The organism is Croceimicrobium hydrocarbonivorans, from assembly GCF_014524565.1.
Taxonomy (GTDB): domain Bacteria; phylum Bacteroidota; class Bacteroidia; order Flavobacteriales; family Schleiferiaceae; genus Croceimicrobium; species Croceimicrobium hydrocarbonivorans.
In genome coordinates this window covers 3088805-3102923 of record NZ_CP060139.1, presented here as the reverse complement: position 1 = coordinate 3102923, position 14119 = coordinate 3088805, and the positions used below count along the sequence as shown (strand labels likewise).

The 14119-nt window shown below is 43.1% G+C and carries 10 protein-coding genes; 6 read left to right on the top strand and 4 right to left on the bottom strand.

Annotation, left to right across the window (positions count from 1 at the left end):
- Positions 1 to 71 precede the first annotated feature (71 nt).
- Entirely contained in the window at positions 72 to 1877 is a 1806-nt protein-coding gene (locus H4K34_RS13995) for a hypothetical protein (RefSeq protein ID WP_210758012.1), read from the top strand.
- A 40-nt stretch (positions 1878 to 1917) separates the two neighbouring features.
- The gene (locus H4K34_RS13990) at positions 1918 to 2286 is read left to right on the top strand and encodes a hypothetical protein (RefSeq protein WP_210758011.1); all 369 of its coding nucleotides are present in this window, start codon (positions 1918 to 1920) and stop codon (positions 2284 to 2286) included.
- 6 nt (positions 2287 to 2292) lie between these two features.
- Here H4K34_RS13990 and H4K34_RS13985 read toward each other — a convergent pair whose 3' ends face one another.
- Positions 2293 to 2682, bottom strand: coding sequence for a DUF1801 domain-containing protein (locus tag H4K34_RS13985; RefSeq protein ID WP_210758010.1), 390 nt, complete (start codon positions 2680 to 2682; stop codon positions 2293 to 2295).
- A gap of 2 nt (positions 2683 to 2684) precedes the next feature.
- The gene (locus H4K34_RS13980; RefSeq protein ID WP_210758009.1) at positions 2685 to 3167 is read right to left on the bottom strand and encodes a GyrI-like domain-containing protein; all 483 of its coding nucleotides are present in this window, start codon (positions 3165 to 3167) and stop codon (positions 2685 to 2687) included.
- Between the two features lie 127 nt (positions 3168 to 3294).
- Here H4K34_RS13980 and H4K34_RS13975 point away from each other — a divergent pair, with 127 nt between their 5' ends.
- On the top strand, positions 3295 to 3996 hold the full coding sequence (locus H4K34_RS13975) for a hypothetical protein (RefSeq protein WP_210758008.1): 702 nt from the start codon (positions 3295 to 3297) through the stop codon (positions 3994 to 3996).
- Between the two features lie 113 nt (positions 3997 to 4109).
- Here H4K34_RS13975 and H4K34_RS13970 read toward each other — a convergent pair whose 3' ends face one another.
- Together H4K34_RS13970 and H4K34_RS13965 are read right to left on the bottom strand one after the other, a co-directional pair.
- Positions 4110 to 9929, bottom strand: coding sequence for a PKD domain-containing protein (locus H4K34_RS13970; RefSeq protein ID WP_210758007.1), 5820 nt, complete (start codon positions 9927 to 9929; stop codon positions 4110 to 4112).
- Between the two features lie 79 nt (positions 9930 to 10008).
- A complete protein-coding gene (locus H4K34_RS13965) occupies positions 10009 to 10743 on the bottom strand; it encodes a sulfotransferase family protein (RefSeq protein WP_210758006.1) in 735 nt (244 codons plus the stop codon).
- A gap of 74 nt (positions 10744 to 10817) precedes the next feature.
- Between H4K34_RS13965 and purL the strand changes: the two genes are divergently transcribed.
- The 3 genes from purL to H4K34_RS13950 all read left to right on the top strand — a co-directional run bounded on the left by purL (position 10818) and on the right by H4K34_RS13950 (position 14057).
- A complete protein-coding gene (purL, locus tag H4K34_RS13960; RefSeq protein WP_210758005.1) occupies positions 10818 to 13058 on the top strand; it encodes a phosphoribosylformylglycinamidine synthase subunit PurL in 2241 nt (746 codons plus the stop codon).
- A gap of 100 nt (positions 13059 to 13158) precedes the next feature.
- Entirely contained in the window at positions 13159 to 13776 is a 618-nt protein-coding gene (plsY, locus tag H4K34_RS13955) for a glycerol-3-phosphate 1-O-acyltransferase PlsY (protein ID WP_210758004.1), read from the top strand.
- Positions 13776 to 14057: an ATP-dependent Clp protease adaptor ClpS gene (locus tag H4K34_RS13950; RefSeq protein WP_210758003.1), complete on the top strand. Its 282-nt coding sequence runs from the start codon at positions 13776 to 13778 to the stop codon at positions 14055 to 14057. The genes plsY and H4K34_RS13950 overlap by 1 nt, the downstream gene beginning before the upstream one ends.
- Positions 14058 to 14119: the final 62 nt, after the last annotated feature.

The window sequence follows — 14119 nt, the reverse complement described above, 5'->3', positions numbered from 1 at the left end:
TTAATTTCCTTTCATCTTGAAATAGGTTCTTGTCCACCCTTGCTAAGATCCAATTAACTTAAATCGTAACCATGCTTAATCGCTTTTCCAAATTCTTTGCTCTCAGTCTAATCTGTGGTCTGACTTGGCAGTGTCAAACGGATTCCAAAACTGCCTTAGCCCATTTAAAATCCCATCCAAGTGACCCTTTTAAAGAAAGCATGGTTGAAAGTCAATATTTCGATATTGATACTAAGACTAATCAAGTAATAGAAGGCAAAGAAGGGACTGTGGTGTTAATACCAAAAGGATCTTTTATTAATGCTAAAGGAGAGCCTGTTTTAGAAAATGTGCAACTGGAGTTAGCTGAAGCCTTGACCTTGGATCAAATGATTCTTTCCAATCTCACTACTACCTCGGGCACAGATCTACTCGAAACAGATGGAATGATATACCTCAAGGCCAGTGCAAATGGTGAGGATCTAAAGATTGACCCTAATAATCCAATTTACATAGAAATCCCCACCGCAGAACGCAAAGCTGGGATGATGGCTTATAAAGGACTGCGAGATGAAAATGGTAATATGGATTGGATTGAGCCTAAAAAGCTGGAAACCTTTTTACAAACTGTTGATCTCGATCTACTCAATTTTTACCCTAAAGATTTCGAAGCTACGGCTGCAGCCGGACTTCCCTTTCGTAAACACGAGGAACTAAGCAAAGAACTGGTAGATAGCTTGTATTACAGCCTTAACTATAATAATCCCATTACTTTAGATAGAGATACTATTGTTTTAAATGAAGCCTTTAACAATCCCAATAGTCAGATTGTAAACGGCGAATACACCGCTGAATCCTTTTCCTGGCACGAAGAAGTTGCACTAGATACCAGCTCAATAAGACAATCTGACTCAATAGTAAATTGCGGCGTAGATCCCGCCACCATTAAAACTATTCGAAGGCCAAAATTTGAGAATAGCTTAATCGCCACACGCGAATTCGAAAAAAGGTTGCAGAGTATATTTTTTGCTAAGGAAGGTCAGATCCTAATCGACATCTATATTGAAAATATGGATAAAAACCTCTGGGAATTAGATAGTATGGCTGCCAATATATTGGGAAATGATACTCTTGCCAAAACCTTTCGACAGTATCAGAGTGAAAAATTAGGCAAAGTGGAAAATGCAAACCAATATGCCTCCCTGCTAAAGAACTTTTACCAGGATAAATTGGAAGAGGTAAAAGCAGAGCTCAAAGCTTTAAGAGATAAGTATCAAGCCGAATTAAAAGCTAAAAAAGCTGTCGCCAAAACAATTGCTGACAAATACCGAAAAGTACTCTGGAAAAGAGAAAAGTATCGAATGGAACGCTATGGCCTACTCTGGTCCAGTCAAGGTTGGATAAATATTGATAGAGGTCCAGCCCGTAAAAATTGGTTCCCTAAGAAACTCGAGCTCATTGTCGACAATTCTGAATCTTTCGATCGCATATATAGCTACGTGGTGTACACTTCAATAAAGAGTATATACCGGATGAATAGCATTGATTCTAAAACCTTTTTCGTGGGAAATAAAGAAGATCGCGAAATGTATATGCCGCAAAAAAGCTCAGCAAGGATAATTAGCATCGCATATATTGGAGAAGAAAGCTATTTAGGAATTACCGAGTTTGAAACAGAAGTCGACAACCTTTTAAACCTCAATTTAATTGTGGCCAGTAAATCTGAGATTGAAGAAACTCTTCTGGAATTTGATGATTATAAACAAGAAAACAGCATCGAGGAAGACTTGAAGTATATGGACTTCTTTTACAAGGAGAATAAAAGATTAGCAAAATTGCGTTCAGAAAATAAGTTAATGTCAGCGCTCTGGGCGAAGGCTTTCCCTAATTGCCTTTAAACTCGACAAGGGATTAAACTGATGAGCCATTTGCATATCAATGATGAAAGTTAAAGTTATCGACTCCTGGAATCTCTCCGAATCTTGGGGCATTATAGCCAATCTAAAAATCCCAATTGAAGGTTTACCGCAAAACAGTCTGCTCAAGTCTATGGAAAGTGAGCATCTTTGGCGGGTAAAGGCGCGAATTCTATTTAGTCATATGAGTCAGCATAAACAATTCCCATGCGAGACCGAAAAACTGCAAATGCCGGCATTTTCGAATTTTAGCGATCGAGAGCGATCTCAGAAATTGCTAATGGATCAAGAAGCTAACTTTATTTTTCAATATACTCTAATGGCTATTAAGCACGATGAAAAACCTAGTCCTGGAGAGGAACTTCTTTTGGAGCTTCCTCAAGCACTTTAAGGCCTATTACTTCAAACGCTCCAAACGTCCCTTGCGCTTCACAATGTTCTTGTAGTCCCATTGGATCTCCATAGACTTTTGTAGGCATCTTCGCAGGGCCTCTTCATCAATATCATTGGCAGATGTAAAGCGGATCTCGGCGGCTTTAAACTTGCCTTCCGGACTGAGGCAATCCTCTTCAAAGCTTTGTCCGCTCCAAAAGAGCAGGCGCATGCATGACTTTAACTTGCTATAGCCCGCTATGGGATTTCCATCCATGAACCAAACCGGATGCGCATGCCACACCTTGGCCTCTGTCTCCTTTAATTCGGATTCTATTAATTGATACAATTGTTCAGCAATTTGAAGGTCTTCTCCTTCCAGGGCAGCATGGTATTTAGCAATATCCTCTTGCATTTCTATTTCTTTTTAATGGGTATCCAAAACTCCTCTTTCGAATCAGGATCTTCACCTTTATAGCTTTCATCCATCAAGGCAAAATAAGGTCTGGCATCCATTTCATAGTCTGATTTGGGGAGCCATTCCCCATAAATATATTGAAAGGTAGCTTGCGCTTCACTGGGTTTACCTCGATAGGAAAAAACGGCATATTCCCCGTAGGGAATTTCGATTTCGGAGAGGGCTTCCGGAACCTCAGCCACATTCGATTTGGATATGGCCGCCCACTTTTCGAATTCCCGCAAGGGAGAGAATTTCTGAAAAAAATCAGTATCCGGATAAACCTCAACTGCATACAAATTGGCTTCGGGAGCCAGAGCCTTGCGCAGGGGTCCAAATTCCTTCCATAATTCGAAGGTTTGATTTTGGGCCATGGACATCCTACGATGCAAGCCTATCAAAACTAATCCTTTAAAAGTCTCGAAGCGTGGTTTAAGATTCATAGGTCCTTTTTTTCTTCAGCAAGGTAAGATTTCCACTGCGACCTGAATGCTGTTAACAGTTTCCTAAAGTCTGAAAAGTAGCAGACTAAATTTTAAGCTTTTCGTTCTTGTTTTAAACCACAACAGCATGAATATTCGCAGAAGACTCGCCGAAAGCATTATTGAAAAGAGTTTTAAAACCAGTGTTGCATTCATAGCTCATGTTCACAATATGCAGGAGTACTATGATCAAGCCGTTCAATTAAGGCTTATGCCAGATGGCAGCTTGGGAAAAGAAGTAGCAAAATGTCTGGATGAACATCAATTGAGTCTCATTCCCGGTTATGAAAGTCATGATTTAAAACATGTCCTACTCAATTACCCCATGAGTCCTGAAGGAGAAATTCGCTTACAAGCATTTATGATTGGTAATGGCAACCTTAGCTTGCCAAGCTTAGCAATTTTACTCTACGGTGCCCTGCTACTTCCAAGCTCCTGGTTCACTTTTTATCAAGATTATCAAAAAGGAAAGGAATGCATCGCCATTGCTTCTTGGCGATTAGAAGATTTTGCAGAACGGCCTTTAGCTAGCCTGCAATCGGAAATTAAGAATCCCAATCAGCTAGTCTTGGCGAAGGACCTAAACCTTAAAAGTAGATTTGCGGCCTATGCCACTATTTTGGCGGGGCTATTTGGTATGCTTGCCTGCTTGCCCTTCCTATTCTCAGCTAATCTTGCCAATTTAATAGGAGCCGGATTACCTTTTGTGGGAGGGACAATTTTGGTGGCCGGAGGTCTGATAAGTCTTTCAATGCTAAGTCAAAAGACTTGGATAGCAAGGCAAGCCTAAATGATAAAACAAAAGTCTGGGCTCAATCATAATAGCCTTGCTTGGAATTCAGAAGAATTCCATTAAAAAAGCCCCTCCATTTCTGAAGGGGCTTTAGCCTATTTTAATTATTCTTAGTGTTGAATCACCACTCGAGTCTGATCCATCAGGCTACCCTGCTTCAAGATTTGCAAGTGATAAACCCCACTGGCTAATTTTAAATCAAAGTCAAGTTCAGATTCCTGACCGCCTTTCTGAGCCGCTAATACACGACCCTGAGCATCCAGAATCTGGATTTCTAAGCCTGACCAATCTCCCTGCTCCATGCGCAGTTTAAAGCGACCCTCATTCGGGTTTGGATACAAGCTCCACTGATTCTCCAATTGCCATTCAACTAAGCCAATCTTATTTTCTACTCGGATTTGCTTAGTTAGGGTATTGCTGCAAGAACGATTATCGATCACCGTTAATTTCACATTGTACAAGCCTTGAGCTGTATACTGGTGACTAGGATTCTGTTGGGTAGAGCTGGATCCATCACCAAAGTCCCAAATCCAGGTCACAGCATTAGGGGTGCTATCACTAAAGAAAGCGGTATCACTCAACTGTATAGTATCATTGCTCATTCCGAAGTTCACTAGCAATGGATTTACCGTTACCAGTTTAGAAATGGTATCAAAACCTAAGGTATTTGTGGTACGCAGAATTACACGGTAGGTACCAGGATTCGGGAATACATGAGTTGGATTATTCTGATTAGAGAAAGTACCATCACCAAAATCCCAATAGAGGGTATTGAAATACTGCGAATTACTATTATTAAAGGAAACCTCACCAATACAGATATTCTCATCACTAAAGCTGAAGTCTGCAACCGGCATAGATCCAGATTGCCCGTTCAAGCAAATGGTACGGTTACTATCATTACTTATTATGAAAATAGAAGCTGAGAAACTACTTACGGAAGTCGGAATGAAGTCGATATCCAATACCAAGCTATCCCCTACCGGTATGGTGGCAGAATTTTGATAGATCTTAAACTGATTGGAGGTAGAGGTCATACTGCTAATCACCAGCGGCATACATCCATCATTGTAGATAGTAACCGAACGACTGGTGGTATCACCTAATCGCGTTAGAGTGAAATAAGCACAGGTATCACTCAATACCATTTCTGGCTCTGCCACTACATCAAACTTAACCGGCTTGCGATAATTGGGCTGACTAGGACTGTTGTTATTAACCACCATGGTAGTATAGTGAGTACCGAGTGGCAATAGAGCTGCATTAAAGAGTAAGTTCCGGTTTACCGAATCATTGGCAGGAATGGAACCGGCGTTTGCGCCTACTACCGAAACCCAGTTTACCGTTTGCACCACTTCCAATTCTACGCGGTGGAAAGATCCGGCACCACCATCAACGCTGGAAGCATTGTAGAGACCTACATCCAGCATGCCATCTGCTAATAAGGTCGCAACTTGGGTACCCACCACAAAGATTTCCAGGGTATCTAATTGATAAAAGCGGTTGTTATCGTAAAGGGTTTGCCAGTAATTACCATCCAAATAAAGGGTAGCGCGCTCTGAATAGGTATCGTAATCACCATTCAGAATGATGCGCAATTTGATACTATCTGCGGTATTAGGCAATCCGCTAAAGTTATGTAAGGTGCTAGCACCAGGTACATTGTAGGCGATTTGAGAACTGTCGGAGAAACGACCAAATTGAATATCAAAGTTCATTTGACCTTGGCCTAAGTTTTTCACCTTGATTTGCTTATTGCCAATCACCTTACATTTCTGCAAGCGATAATAAATGGTGTCATCTTCTACTCTTGGTAAGGCGGCTCCTACTCCAATGCCACTTACACAGATATATATGGTGGTATCATTGGTGCTTACTTCCAAGGTATCTGTACTAAGACCTACGGAGAAAGGTGAGAATATCACTTCTAATTTGGCGGTATCACCAGGAGCTACATTCATAGGAATATTGCTGATGGTAAAATCACTGTTATTAGCCAGATAGGATGTAATATCCAGGGTATCGCAACCCTCATTATAAATTTCAAATGTATCCTTAACCGCAGCACCTTGTAAAGATGAACCGAAGCTGATGCAAGTACTATCTAGCACCTGAGCCTTGGCTAAACCATTAACTACTAAGTGCAAGGGTAAACGAAGAGGATTATTTGCCGGATCATTAGTTTGGAAGAATAGATCGTAATCGTAGGTACCATTGCTAATACCGGCGGTATTAATATTGATATTAATCAATACAGAATCACCCACCGCTACTAATCCTGAATCAGGACTGGCGCTAATGAAATCCGGAGCACCGGTTCTGCTGGCTCCCCAAATAATGGAGTTCTTCAATACATTCTCCAAATCGGTATTGGTTTGGAAGAAGTCATAACCAATATGAATCGCTATACCATCGCCATAAGGCTGGGCCGCTACGACTGCTTCATCCGTTCCAAATGCACCGATAATACGCTCCAGACCAGCGGTATTTACAAAAACGGCTCTTTGGGTAGCACTTAAATAAGACATACCGGTTGAAGGTAAGCCGGATGCAATCGGATGCGAAGGCATTGAAATTGGAATGGGCGAGCCTGGGTTCCAACTATTGCTGATCGGCATAATATTATAGGCCGTTGAATATCCTACGGCCTGGTATCCAAATATGATTACTCCACCATTGCTCACAAAGTTTTGGTAAGCCGGACCGAAGGTAGTACTCATAGAAATGGAGCTACTTTCAGGGACGATCAATACATCGATAGTATCTAATTCTTGTGTCATCTGGGCCTCTGAACTGGCATTAACATATACCAAATTCACCTCAGGCATAGACAGGGCAATATTGTAGATATTGGTTCTCTCGGTAGAGTACACAAAGCTTCCTACCACCCCAACGTTAATCTTGCCATTACTTCCATTTCCTTGAATATAATCGAAGTTGAGGCCACTTAAACCACTATTGCGAAGGTATACCGGAATACTAATCGAATCACCGCAATATGTAACGGTTACTGAAAGTGAATCCGGATTTAAGGATGCCACTGGTGCCCCTTGAGCAAAGCCTTCCAGGCAAAGCTTCCAAATGCTATCATTATTGCTAACGGTTAGGGTATCGCGAATTAAACCGAGTAAGGTTCCATCCGGATTAAAGCTCACCGCTAACCAGGCGGTATCTTCAGGAACAATAGTTAAGGGAGATAAGCTATGTCCGAATTGAGTACCACCTAAACTATAAGCAGTGAGATTGAGATCATCACAACCCTGATTAATAATCATTACCGAATCAATGCTGCTTGCTCCGGTGTACAAGGTATCGTAGGTCATGCAAGCTGCAGATGCCCATAAATCTGGTTCACCGTATACATTAATGTTTACCGTAATTAAAGTATCGGGATGAGAAGGATCATCACTTTGAACACGGATACTACGTGGATAGCTTCCTGTATAGAGGTTGCCAACTTGAAGGTATCCTGAAATTAAAACGGAGTCACCAGCTACGGTTGAGCCGGTATTCGGATTGAAATCTGAAGAAGCAGAGCTGCTTACAATGCGGAAATCATCAATACGATAATGATCGTAGGTAGAACCGGTATAAGAACTTTGATACAAGCGCACTTGCATTTGACCACTTACCGGGATTGGGAAGGAATAATAAGCGGCCGCGGTATTATAATTGTAAATCGTTCCAATGGTAGTCCAGAAGCTAGCACCGCTTAAACGGTATTGCACATGCATGTCCTCACCACCGTCAGGGTTTTCACAACCGCTTCCACCACCGTTTCCGGGGAAGGCCCAAAAGCCAACTGAATCCCCTTGATAAAGATTGAGCATTACAGTTTCAGAAGTTCGAAGGGTTCCCATCATAGAGAGGGCACTGGTTCCTGAATGCTCATAGCAACCATTAAAGATTTGGTTAGAACCATGGGTGGTCCAGATGCTAGGATCGAAGCCATTTTCAAAATCATCAAAAAGACTGTTTCCGCCAATTAAGGTCCAGTTCAAATTTGCCCCAGAGCCTTGATTATAGAGGTAAAACTGGAAGGGGATACTATCATTACAGCCATAAGAATTTACTGTATATGAAGCACTATCGAAGGCAATAGCCGGTGCGGTAAAGGCTTCCGCCGAAAGGCATATAGCGGTATCCAGGTTACCATTGAGGAATAAGGTATCATCAACTAAACCGATGTTCGCGGGTAAATAGCTGATATAGAGCCAAGCTGAATCGCCGGGTGCGATATTCAGTGCCGTTTGACTCAAGCTAAATTCGGTATTGGAAGTAGTCAAGCTGTTCAGGTCCATGGTATCGCAACCCTGGTTGAAGATCAGCAGAGAATCATTTTGAGCAATCCCGATGTAGGCGGTATCAAAATTGAAACAAGCTGCACTAGCGCTATAAACCGGAGTTCCGGTCACTGTAACATTTAGGGGCACTTGAATTAAGCTATCTGCACCGGTAGCATTGGTAGCAATTTCCAGAATATATTGCTGAAGGCCGGCAATCGCTCCAGCTAAATCAACTTCCACGGCAATATCTTGCGTACCGGTGGTAACACCTAAGGTATCGCTCAGGCTCACCAGAGAAACATCACCAATCTTCTTCAAGTTAAAGGCATCGTAGGCCACATTAGCCGAGCTATTGTAATTCGCAATATCAATGCGATCAATCTCATTAGCCAAATAGTAATTGAAGCTAAGTCCACCCGCGGCCAAAACACCATCCAGATAAACATCACAGGTACGTGCGGTATAGACGATATTCTTCACTTCCACCTGATGCCAGACACTCGGACTTAAGGCTACAGTGTAGGTATAATTACCATGAATGCGGAGGTTACCGTAATAAGCTTCCAAACCCAAGAGTGTATAGTAATAGCCACCAATTTCATCTCCCAATTGTACATAGGAGCGTGAAGATGAATTCACCGAAATCATAAAACTGAAGTAGTTGGCATCGCTGGCATTTACATTGGCATAAACACCATCTTGCATGGCCGCATAACCACTCAATTGGAGATAAGCATTCCCCTGTCCGGCTCCTCCTAAAACCACATTGGAATTAAAGGTAGTAGGAGCCGTGGTTGATCGCACAAATGGACTTAAAGAACTTTCGAAATTTGCCGTGAGGTAATTCTGATCGGTTAAGGCACGAACATTAATATCGTATAAAGCAGCCCCACCACTGAGGTAGCTAAACTGCAAGGTATCGCGGTAAATGCCTCCACAAGGAGCGGAGCCTGCAAGGGTATCCGGACTTACCGAAACAGTAGCTGCAGCTTGCACGCTTAGGGTACCAGTAGTTGTATCCGCACCGTAGCAATTGCTCTGAATTAAAGTAATGGTATAGGTTCCCGGACTGCTATAGGCATGTACTGGATTATTAGTAGAGGCTGAATCTCCATCTCCAAAATACCAGGTGCTGGAACCGCCACCGGTGGAGGTATTGTTAAAAGTTACTGGTTGCATTAAAGCTGCACTGCTTACTGAGGGGCTAAATGAAGCAGTAGGATTAGCAGTACCACCTGCAGTCCAACTTAGGGCAAAACCTGATCCGGTAATAGAAATGTCGGAAGTAAAAAGAATGCGTGCTTCTCCGCTGGGCACATTAATGGGGGCACCACCATTGGGTAAGCTGTAACCGCCATAGGTACCAATTAAAGTACCATTTACATTATCGTAAATACGCACTCGATCACAACAAGACTCAGTTCCGAAGGAAGTAAAAGTAATGTCGATTGAGCTCCCGCCTTGAGGCAGGATGTAGAAATTATCGCTGGAGGAATTGTAATAACTACCGGTAGGTCCGCCATGATCATATAGAGTTCCGCTGCAATCACTTGCAGTGTCACTACTATTACGAATCATATTATAAGTCTGAGCCTGAGCACTTAGAGCAAAAATGCTCAGAAAGAGCAGAGTAATTTTTTTCATAGAATGAATAGTTCTTCGCTGGCAAAAATACTACATAATCCATACCAGAATATTTCACTATGTTAAAATAAGCCTCTGATTAATAGGCCAGAAAGTCGAGTTCCTCTTGGATATCTGCAAGGTTTATTCGGGAATCGACTGTGCGTTGAACGCGGTTGGCATCGAGATCTTGTTGGCGGTAATCCACCAGAATGCGATCGGAAGAAGTACCACTCAACATACTTTCAGAATAAGAAAGTCCTAAAAAGGCACAAAGCTGCTCCAATTCCTTGCGGGGATTTTGCAGCAGATCTTCAAATTTTATAAGATGTAAATCCAGGTCCTGCGACTTTAAATAGCCAAGTATGGAAACAGAATGCTTCCAATAACCCAGAGCAGTATCATAATCAACTCCCGTTCTTTCCAGCTTGGAGCTGATGCATGTGCGACCATCCCGAACAATAAAAACTAATTTTCGACCTTCCCAAAGTTCCTGGCGAATCAAGTCTCGAACCTCCGGATTCGCTTTAAAGTCCTCCAAAAAACCTAATTGCTCCGTGGTGATTTTATTGCCATAACGCAATTTGCTGCGCTTAGCATCCTTAGTACAGGCTTTTACAAAAGCGGCTAATTTGGAACTTACATCCGGATAGCGCGGATTCTTTTCCACCAGATATTCTGCCACATGATCTTCACTGGCCACCTCCAATTGCGGATGGGCATCTAAGAGGGTTGCTAATAAGGAGGTTCCTCCTCTGCCAGCTCCCATCACTACGATCTCCAGACCTTTTGCCTTGCGGAATAACATGCTGCGAAGTAAGTAAAAAGGGTCCATTTGTGGATATCTTGAACTTTAGAGCTGAGATATAAGCGTATCTTTGCGCTTCATTTTTGATAGCGAATCACCTCATGGATCAAAGCTTAGAAGCAACCACCGTAGAAACCGCAAAAGAATTAGGTCTTTTACCCGAAGAATTTGATAAGATCAAAGAAATCCTGGGTCGCACACCTAACTTCAACGAACTCAGCATTTATTCTGTAATGTGGAGTGAGCACTGCTCCTATAAAAACTCCATCGTTTGGCTTAAAACCCTTCCTAAGGATGGCCCGCACATGCTGGTTAAAGCCGGAGAAGAAAATGCCGGTTTAGTAGATATTGGCGAAGGTTTAGCCTGTGCTTTTAAGATCGAATCGCATAACCACCCTAGTGCATTAGAACCCTATCAAGGAGCTGCTACTGGAGTGGGTGGTATTAACCGCGATATCTTTACCATGGGTGCCCGCCCCATTGCTCAGTTAAACTCCCTTCGTTTTGGTAAGGCCGACAGTGAGCGTACCAAATGGTTATTAAAAGGTGTAACCAAGGGTATTGGTAATTATGGAAACTCATTTGGTATTCCTACCGTGGGTGGCGAAGTATATTTCGACCCATGCTACGAGCAAAACCCCTTAGTAAATGCTTTCTCTGCCGGTATCCTGCATACCGAAAAAGATAAAATGATCAGCGCTAAAAGTGGTGGTCCCGGAAACCCGGTTTTCATCATCGGTTCTTATACCGGTAAAGACGGAATCGCGGGTGCTGCTTTTGCCTCCAAAGATTTAACCGAAGCTTCGGCTGATGATATTCCATCCGTTCAGGTTGGTGACCCCTTCCAGGAAAAGAAACTTTTGGAAGCCACCATGGAACTGGCCCAAACCGGTGCTATTGTGGGTATGCAAGATATGGGTGCCGCGGGTATTACCTGCTCTACTTCTGAGATGAGTGCTGCCGGTGGCTTGGGTATGGTAATCCATTTGGATAAAGTACCAACCCGCCAGGATGATATGAAGCCTTGGGAAATTCTGCTTTCCGAAAGTCAGGAGCGTATGTTGGCCGTTATCGAAAAAGGTCGTGAAGCCGAAGTGCTGGCCATCTTCGACAAATGGGATTTACCCTGCGCTCAGATTGGTGAGGTTATCAATGAAGACCGTCTCTCCTATTACTGGCATGGTGAATTGATCGCCGAAACCCCTGCCGATCCACTGGTATTAGGTGGTGGTGCTCCGGTATATTATCGCGAACATAAAGAGCCTGCTTATTTTAAGGCCTATCAGGAATTCGATATCAATGATGTGCAGGTTCCTGATGACTTACAAGCAGTAGCCAAGAAATTAATCGGACACCCCAATATTGCTTCTAAACGCTATGTTTATGAACAGTACGACTCTATGGTGGGAACCGTAAATATGAGTACCAATCGCCCAAGTGATGCGGCGGTGGTAAACTTGAAAGATACCAATCGTGCCCTGGCCATGACTGTGGATTGCAATGCTCGTTATGTGCATGCCAATCCAGAGGCCGGTGCGATGATTGCCGTGGCGGAAGCAGCGCGTAATATCGTAGTGAGCGGTGGAATTCCCTCTGCCATCACCAACTGCTTGAACTTTGGTAACCCTTACAACCCTGAAGTTTACTGGCAATTTGTAAATGCCATTAAAGGCATGGGTAAGGCTTGTGAGAAATTCCAAACTCCTGTAACCGGTGGTAATGTGAGTTTCTACAACCAAACCGTAACCAAGGAAAAGACCGAACCGGTATTCCCTACTCCTACTATTGGGATGATCGGAATTATCGAAGACAAGAAACACATCACCTCATTGGGCTTTGCTCAAAAAGGTGACCTTATTTATATGATTGGTGAAAATCGTAATGATATTTCCTCCAGTCAGTATTTGGTAGAAATCCACGGTGTACAAGAAAGCTCTACTCCCTTCTTTAGTCTGGAGGAAGAATTCGCCACTCAGGAGCAAATCAAGATGTTGATCCGCAAAGGCGTATTAGCTTCTGCTCATGATGTTTCCGAAGGTGGATTATTCGTTGCCTTAATGGAAAGCGCCATGGCCGGTAATTTAGGATTTGATATCACTTCCGATTCTGCCATTCGTCGTGATGCTTATCTCTTCGGCGAAAGCCAGAGCCGCGTAATTGTGAGCGTAAATCCTGATAATGAAGATGCCTTCATCGACTTAATGATGTTGAATGGAGTGGAATTCGATTTGATGGGTCACGTTACCAAGGGCAGCATCCGCATCGACGATACCGATTGGGGTCACATGGAGGATTACCGTAAGATTTACGATAATTCTTTGGGTGATATTATGGCCAGCTAAGGCCCAAAACATCTTTGCATTTGAAGCTCAGCCTAAGTACTGGGCTTCAAAGCCTTGCCCCTGATTAATTTAGCCTCAGGCAAATTAATACCTTTGCAAAATGATAATTGCCTTATTGCTTATTGCCTATTTCCTGGGTTCACTGGCTTGGTCTGTTTGGATCGGTCGCTGGATGTTCGGGATCGATTTGCGCGAGCATGGCAGTGGAAATGCCGGTGCCACCAATGCTTTTAGAGTATTAGGGAAACAGGCGGGCACGCTGGTTTTGGTTTTAGATGTTTTAAAAGGTTTTGCGGCGGTAAAATTGATTCATCTCTTACCTGCCGATCAGCAATCGGTAATAGCCATGTTAGGTTTGGGCTTCTTAGCCGTATTTGGTCACCTCTTTCCCATTTATGTTGGCTTTAGAGGTGGAAAAGGAATTGCTACCCTACTAGGCGTTGTAATTGCCCTGCATAGCGGAGCCGCCCTTCTAGCCATGGGTGTATTTGTAGCCTTCTTACTGGCCACTCGTATCGTCTCCGTTTCCAGCATGGCTGCTGCCTTGAGCTTACCACTTTGGCTGATCTACCGTTTTAAAGAACCATCGGAAGTTTTAATCATTTTCAGTTTTGCTATTGCCCTACTCGTTTTAATTACCCACCGCAAAAACATTGTGCGTTTGCTGCGAGGTGAAGAAAACAAAGTAAAATTGAAGCGTAAAAGAGCGGAGGACTAATGAAGTTTGAAGAACAATGGAAATCGCAGGAAGAAACGGCGGTGCTGGAGCAAAAAGATGCCTGGCATGAGATCGTTCTTTTTAATGATGAAGTAAATACCTTCGATTGGGTAATCCACTGTTTAATGGAAATCTGTGAACACAGTCCGGAGCAAGCCGAACAATGTGCGGTGATCACCCATTACAAAGGAAAATGCTCGGTTAAGTCCGGCTCCTATGCCGAGCTGGAACCTCGTTGCAGCAGTCTTCTAGAAAGAGGATTGAGCGCGGAAATCAACTAGAGACTCCCCTCCCCTTTTTAGCCCCTTCAATTAAGCTTAGAGATTCAGCTGCCCTTCTATAA

Excerpts from the sequence above, each read along its gene's own strand:
- H4K34_RS13965 (WP_210758006.1), bottom strand. The coding sequence starts at position 10,743 with ATGGACCCTTTTTACTTACTTCGCAGCATGTTATTCCGCAAGGCAAAA.
- H4K34_RS13980 (WP_210758009.1), bottom strand. The coding sequence starts at position 3,167 with ATGAATCTTAAACCACGCTTCGAGACTTTTAAAGGATTAGTTTTGATA.
- H4K34_RS13985 (WP_210758010.1), bottom strand. The coding sequence starts at position 2,682 with ATGCAAGAGGATATTGCTAAATACCATGCTGCCCTGGAAGGAGAAGAC.
- H4K34_RS13990 (WP_210758011.1), top strand. The coding sequence starts at position 1,918 with ATGATGAAAGTTAAAGTTATCGACTCCTGGAATCTCTCCGAATCTTGG.
- purL (WP_210758005.1), top strand. The coding sequence starts at position 10,818 with ATGGATCAAAGCTTAGAAGCAACCACCGTAGAAACCGCAAAAGAATTA.
- H4K34_RS13970 (WP_210758007.1), bottom strand. The coding sequence starts at position 9,929 with ATGAAAAAAATTACTCTGCTCTTTCTGAGCATTTTTGCTCTAAGTGCT.
- plsY (WP_210758004.1), top strand. The coding sequence starts at position 13,159 with ATGATAATTGCCTTATTGCTTATTGCCTATTTCCTGGGTTCACTGGCT.
- H4K34_RS13995 (WP_210758012.1), top strand. The coding sequence starts at position 72 with ATGCTTAATCGCTTTTCCAAATTCTTTGCTCTCAGTCTAATCTGTGGT.
- H4K34_RS13975 (WP_210758008.1), top strand. The coding sequence starts at position 3,295 with ATGAATATTCGCAGAAGACTCGCCGAAAGCATTATTGAAAAGAGTTTT.
- H4K34_RS13950 (WP_210758003.1), top strand. The coding sequence starts at position 13,776 with ATGAAGTTTGAAGAACAATGGAAATCGCAGGAAGAAACGGCGGTGCTG.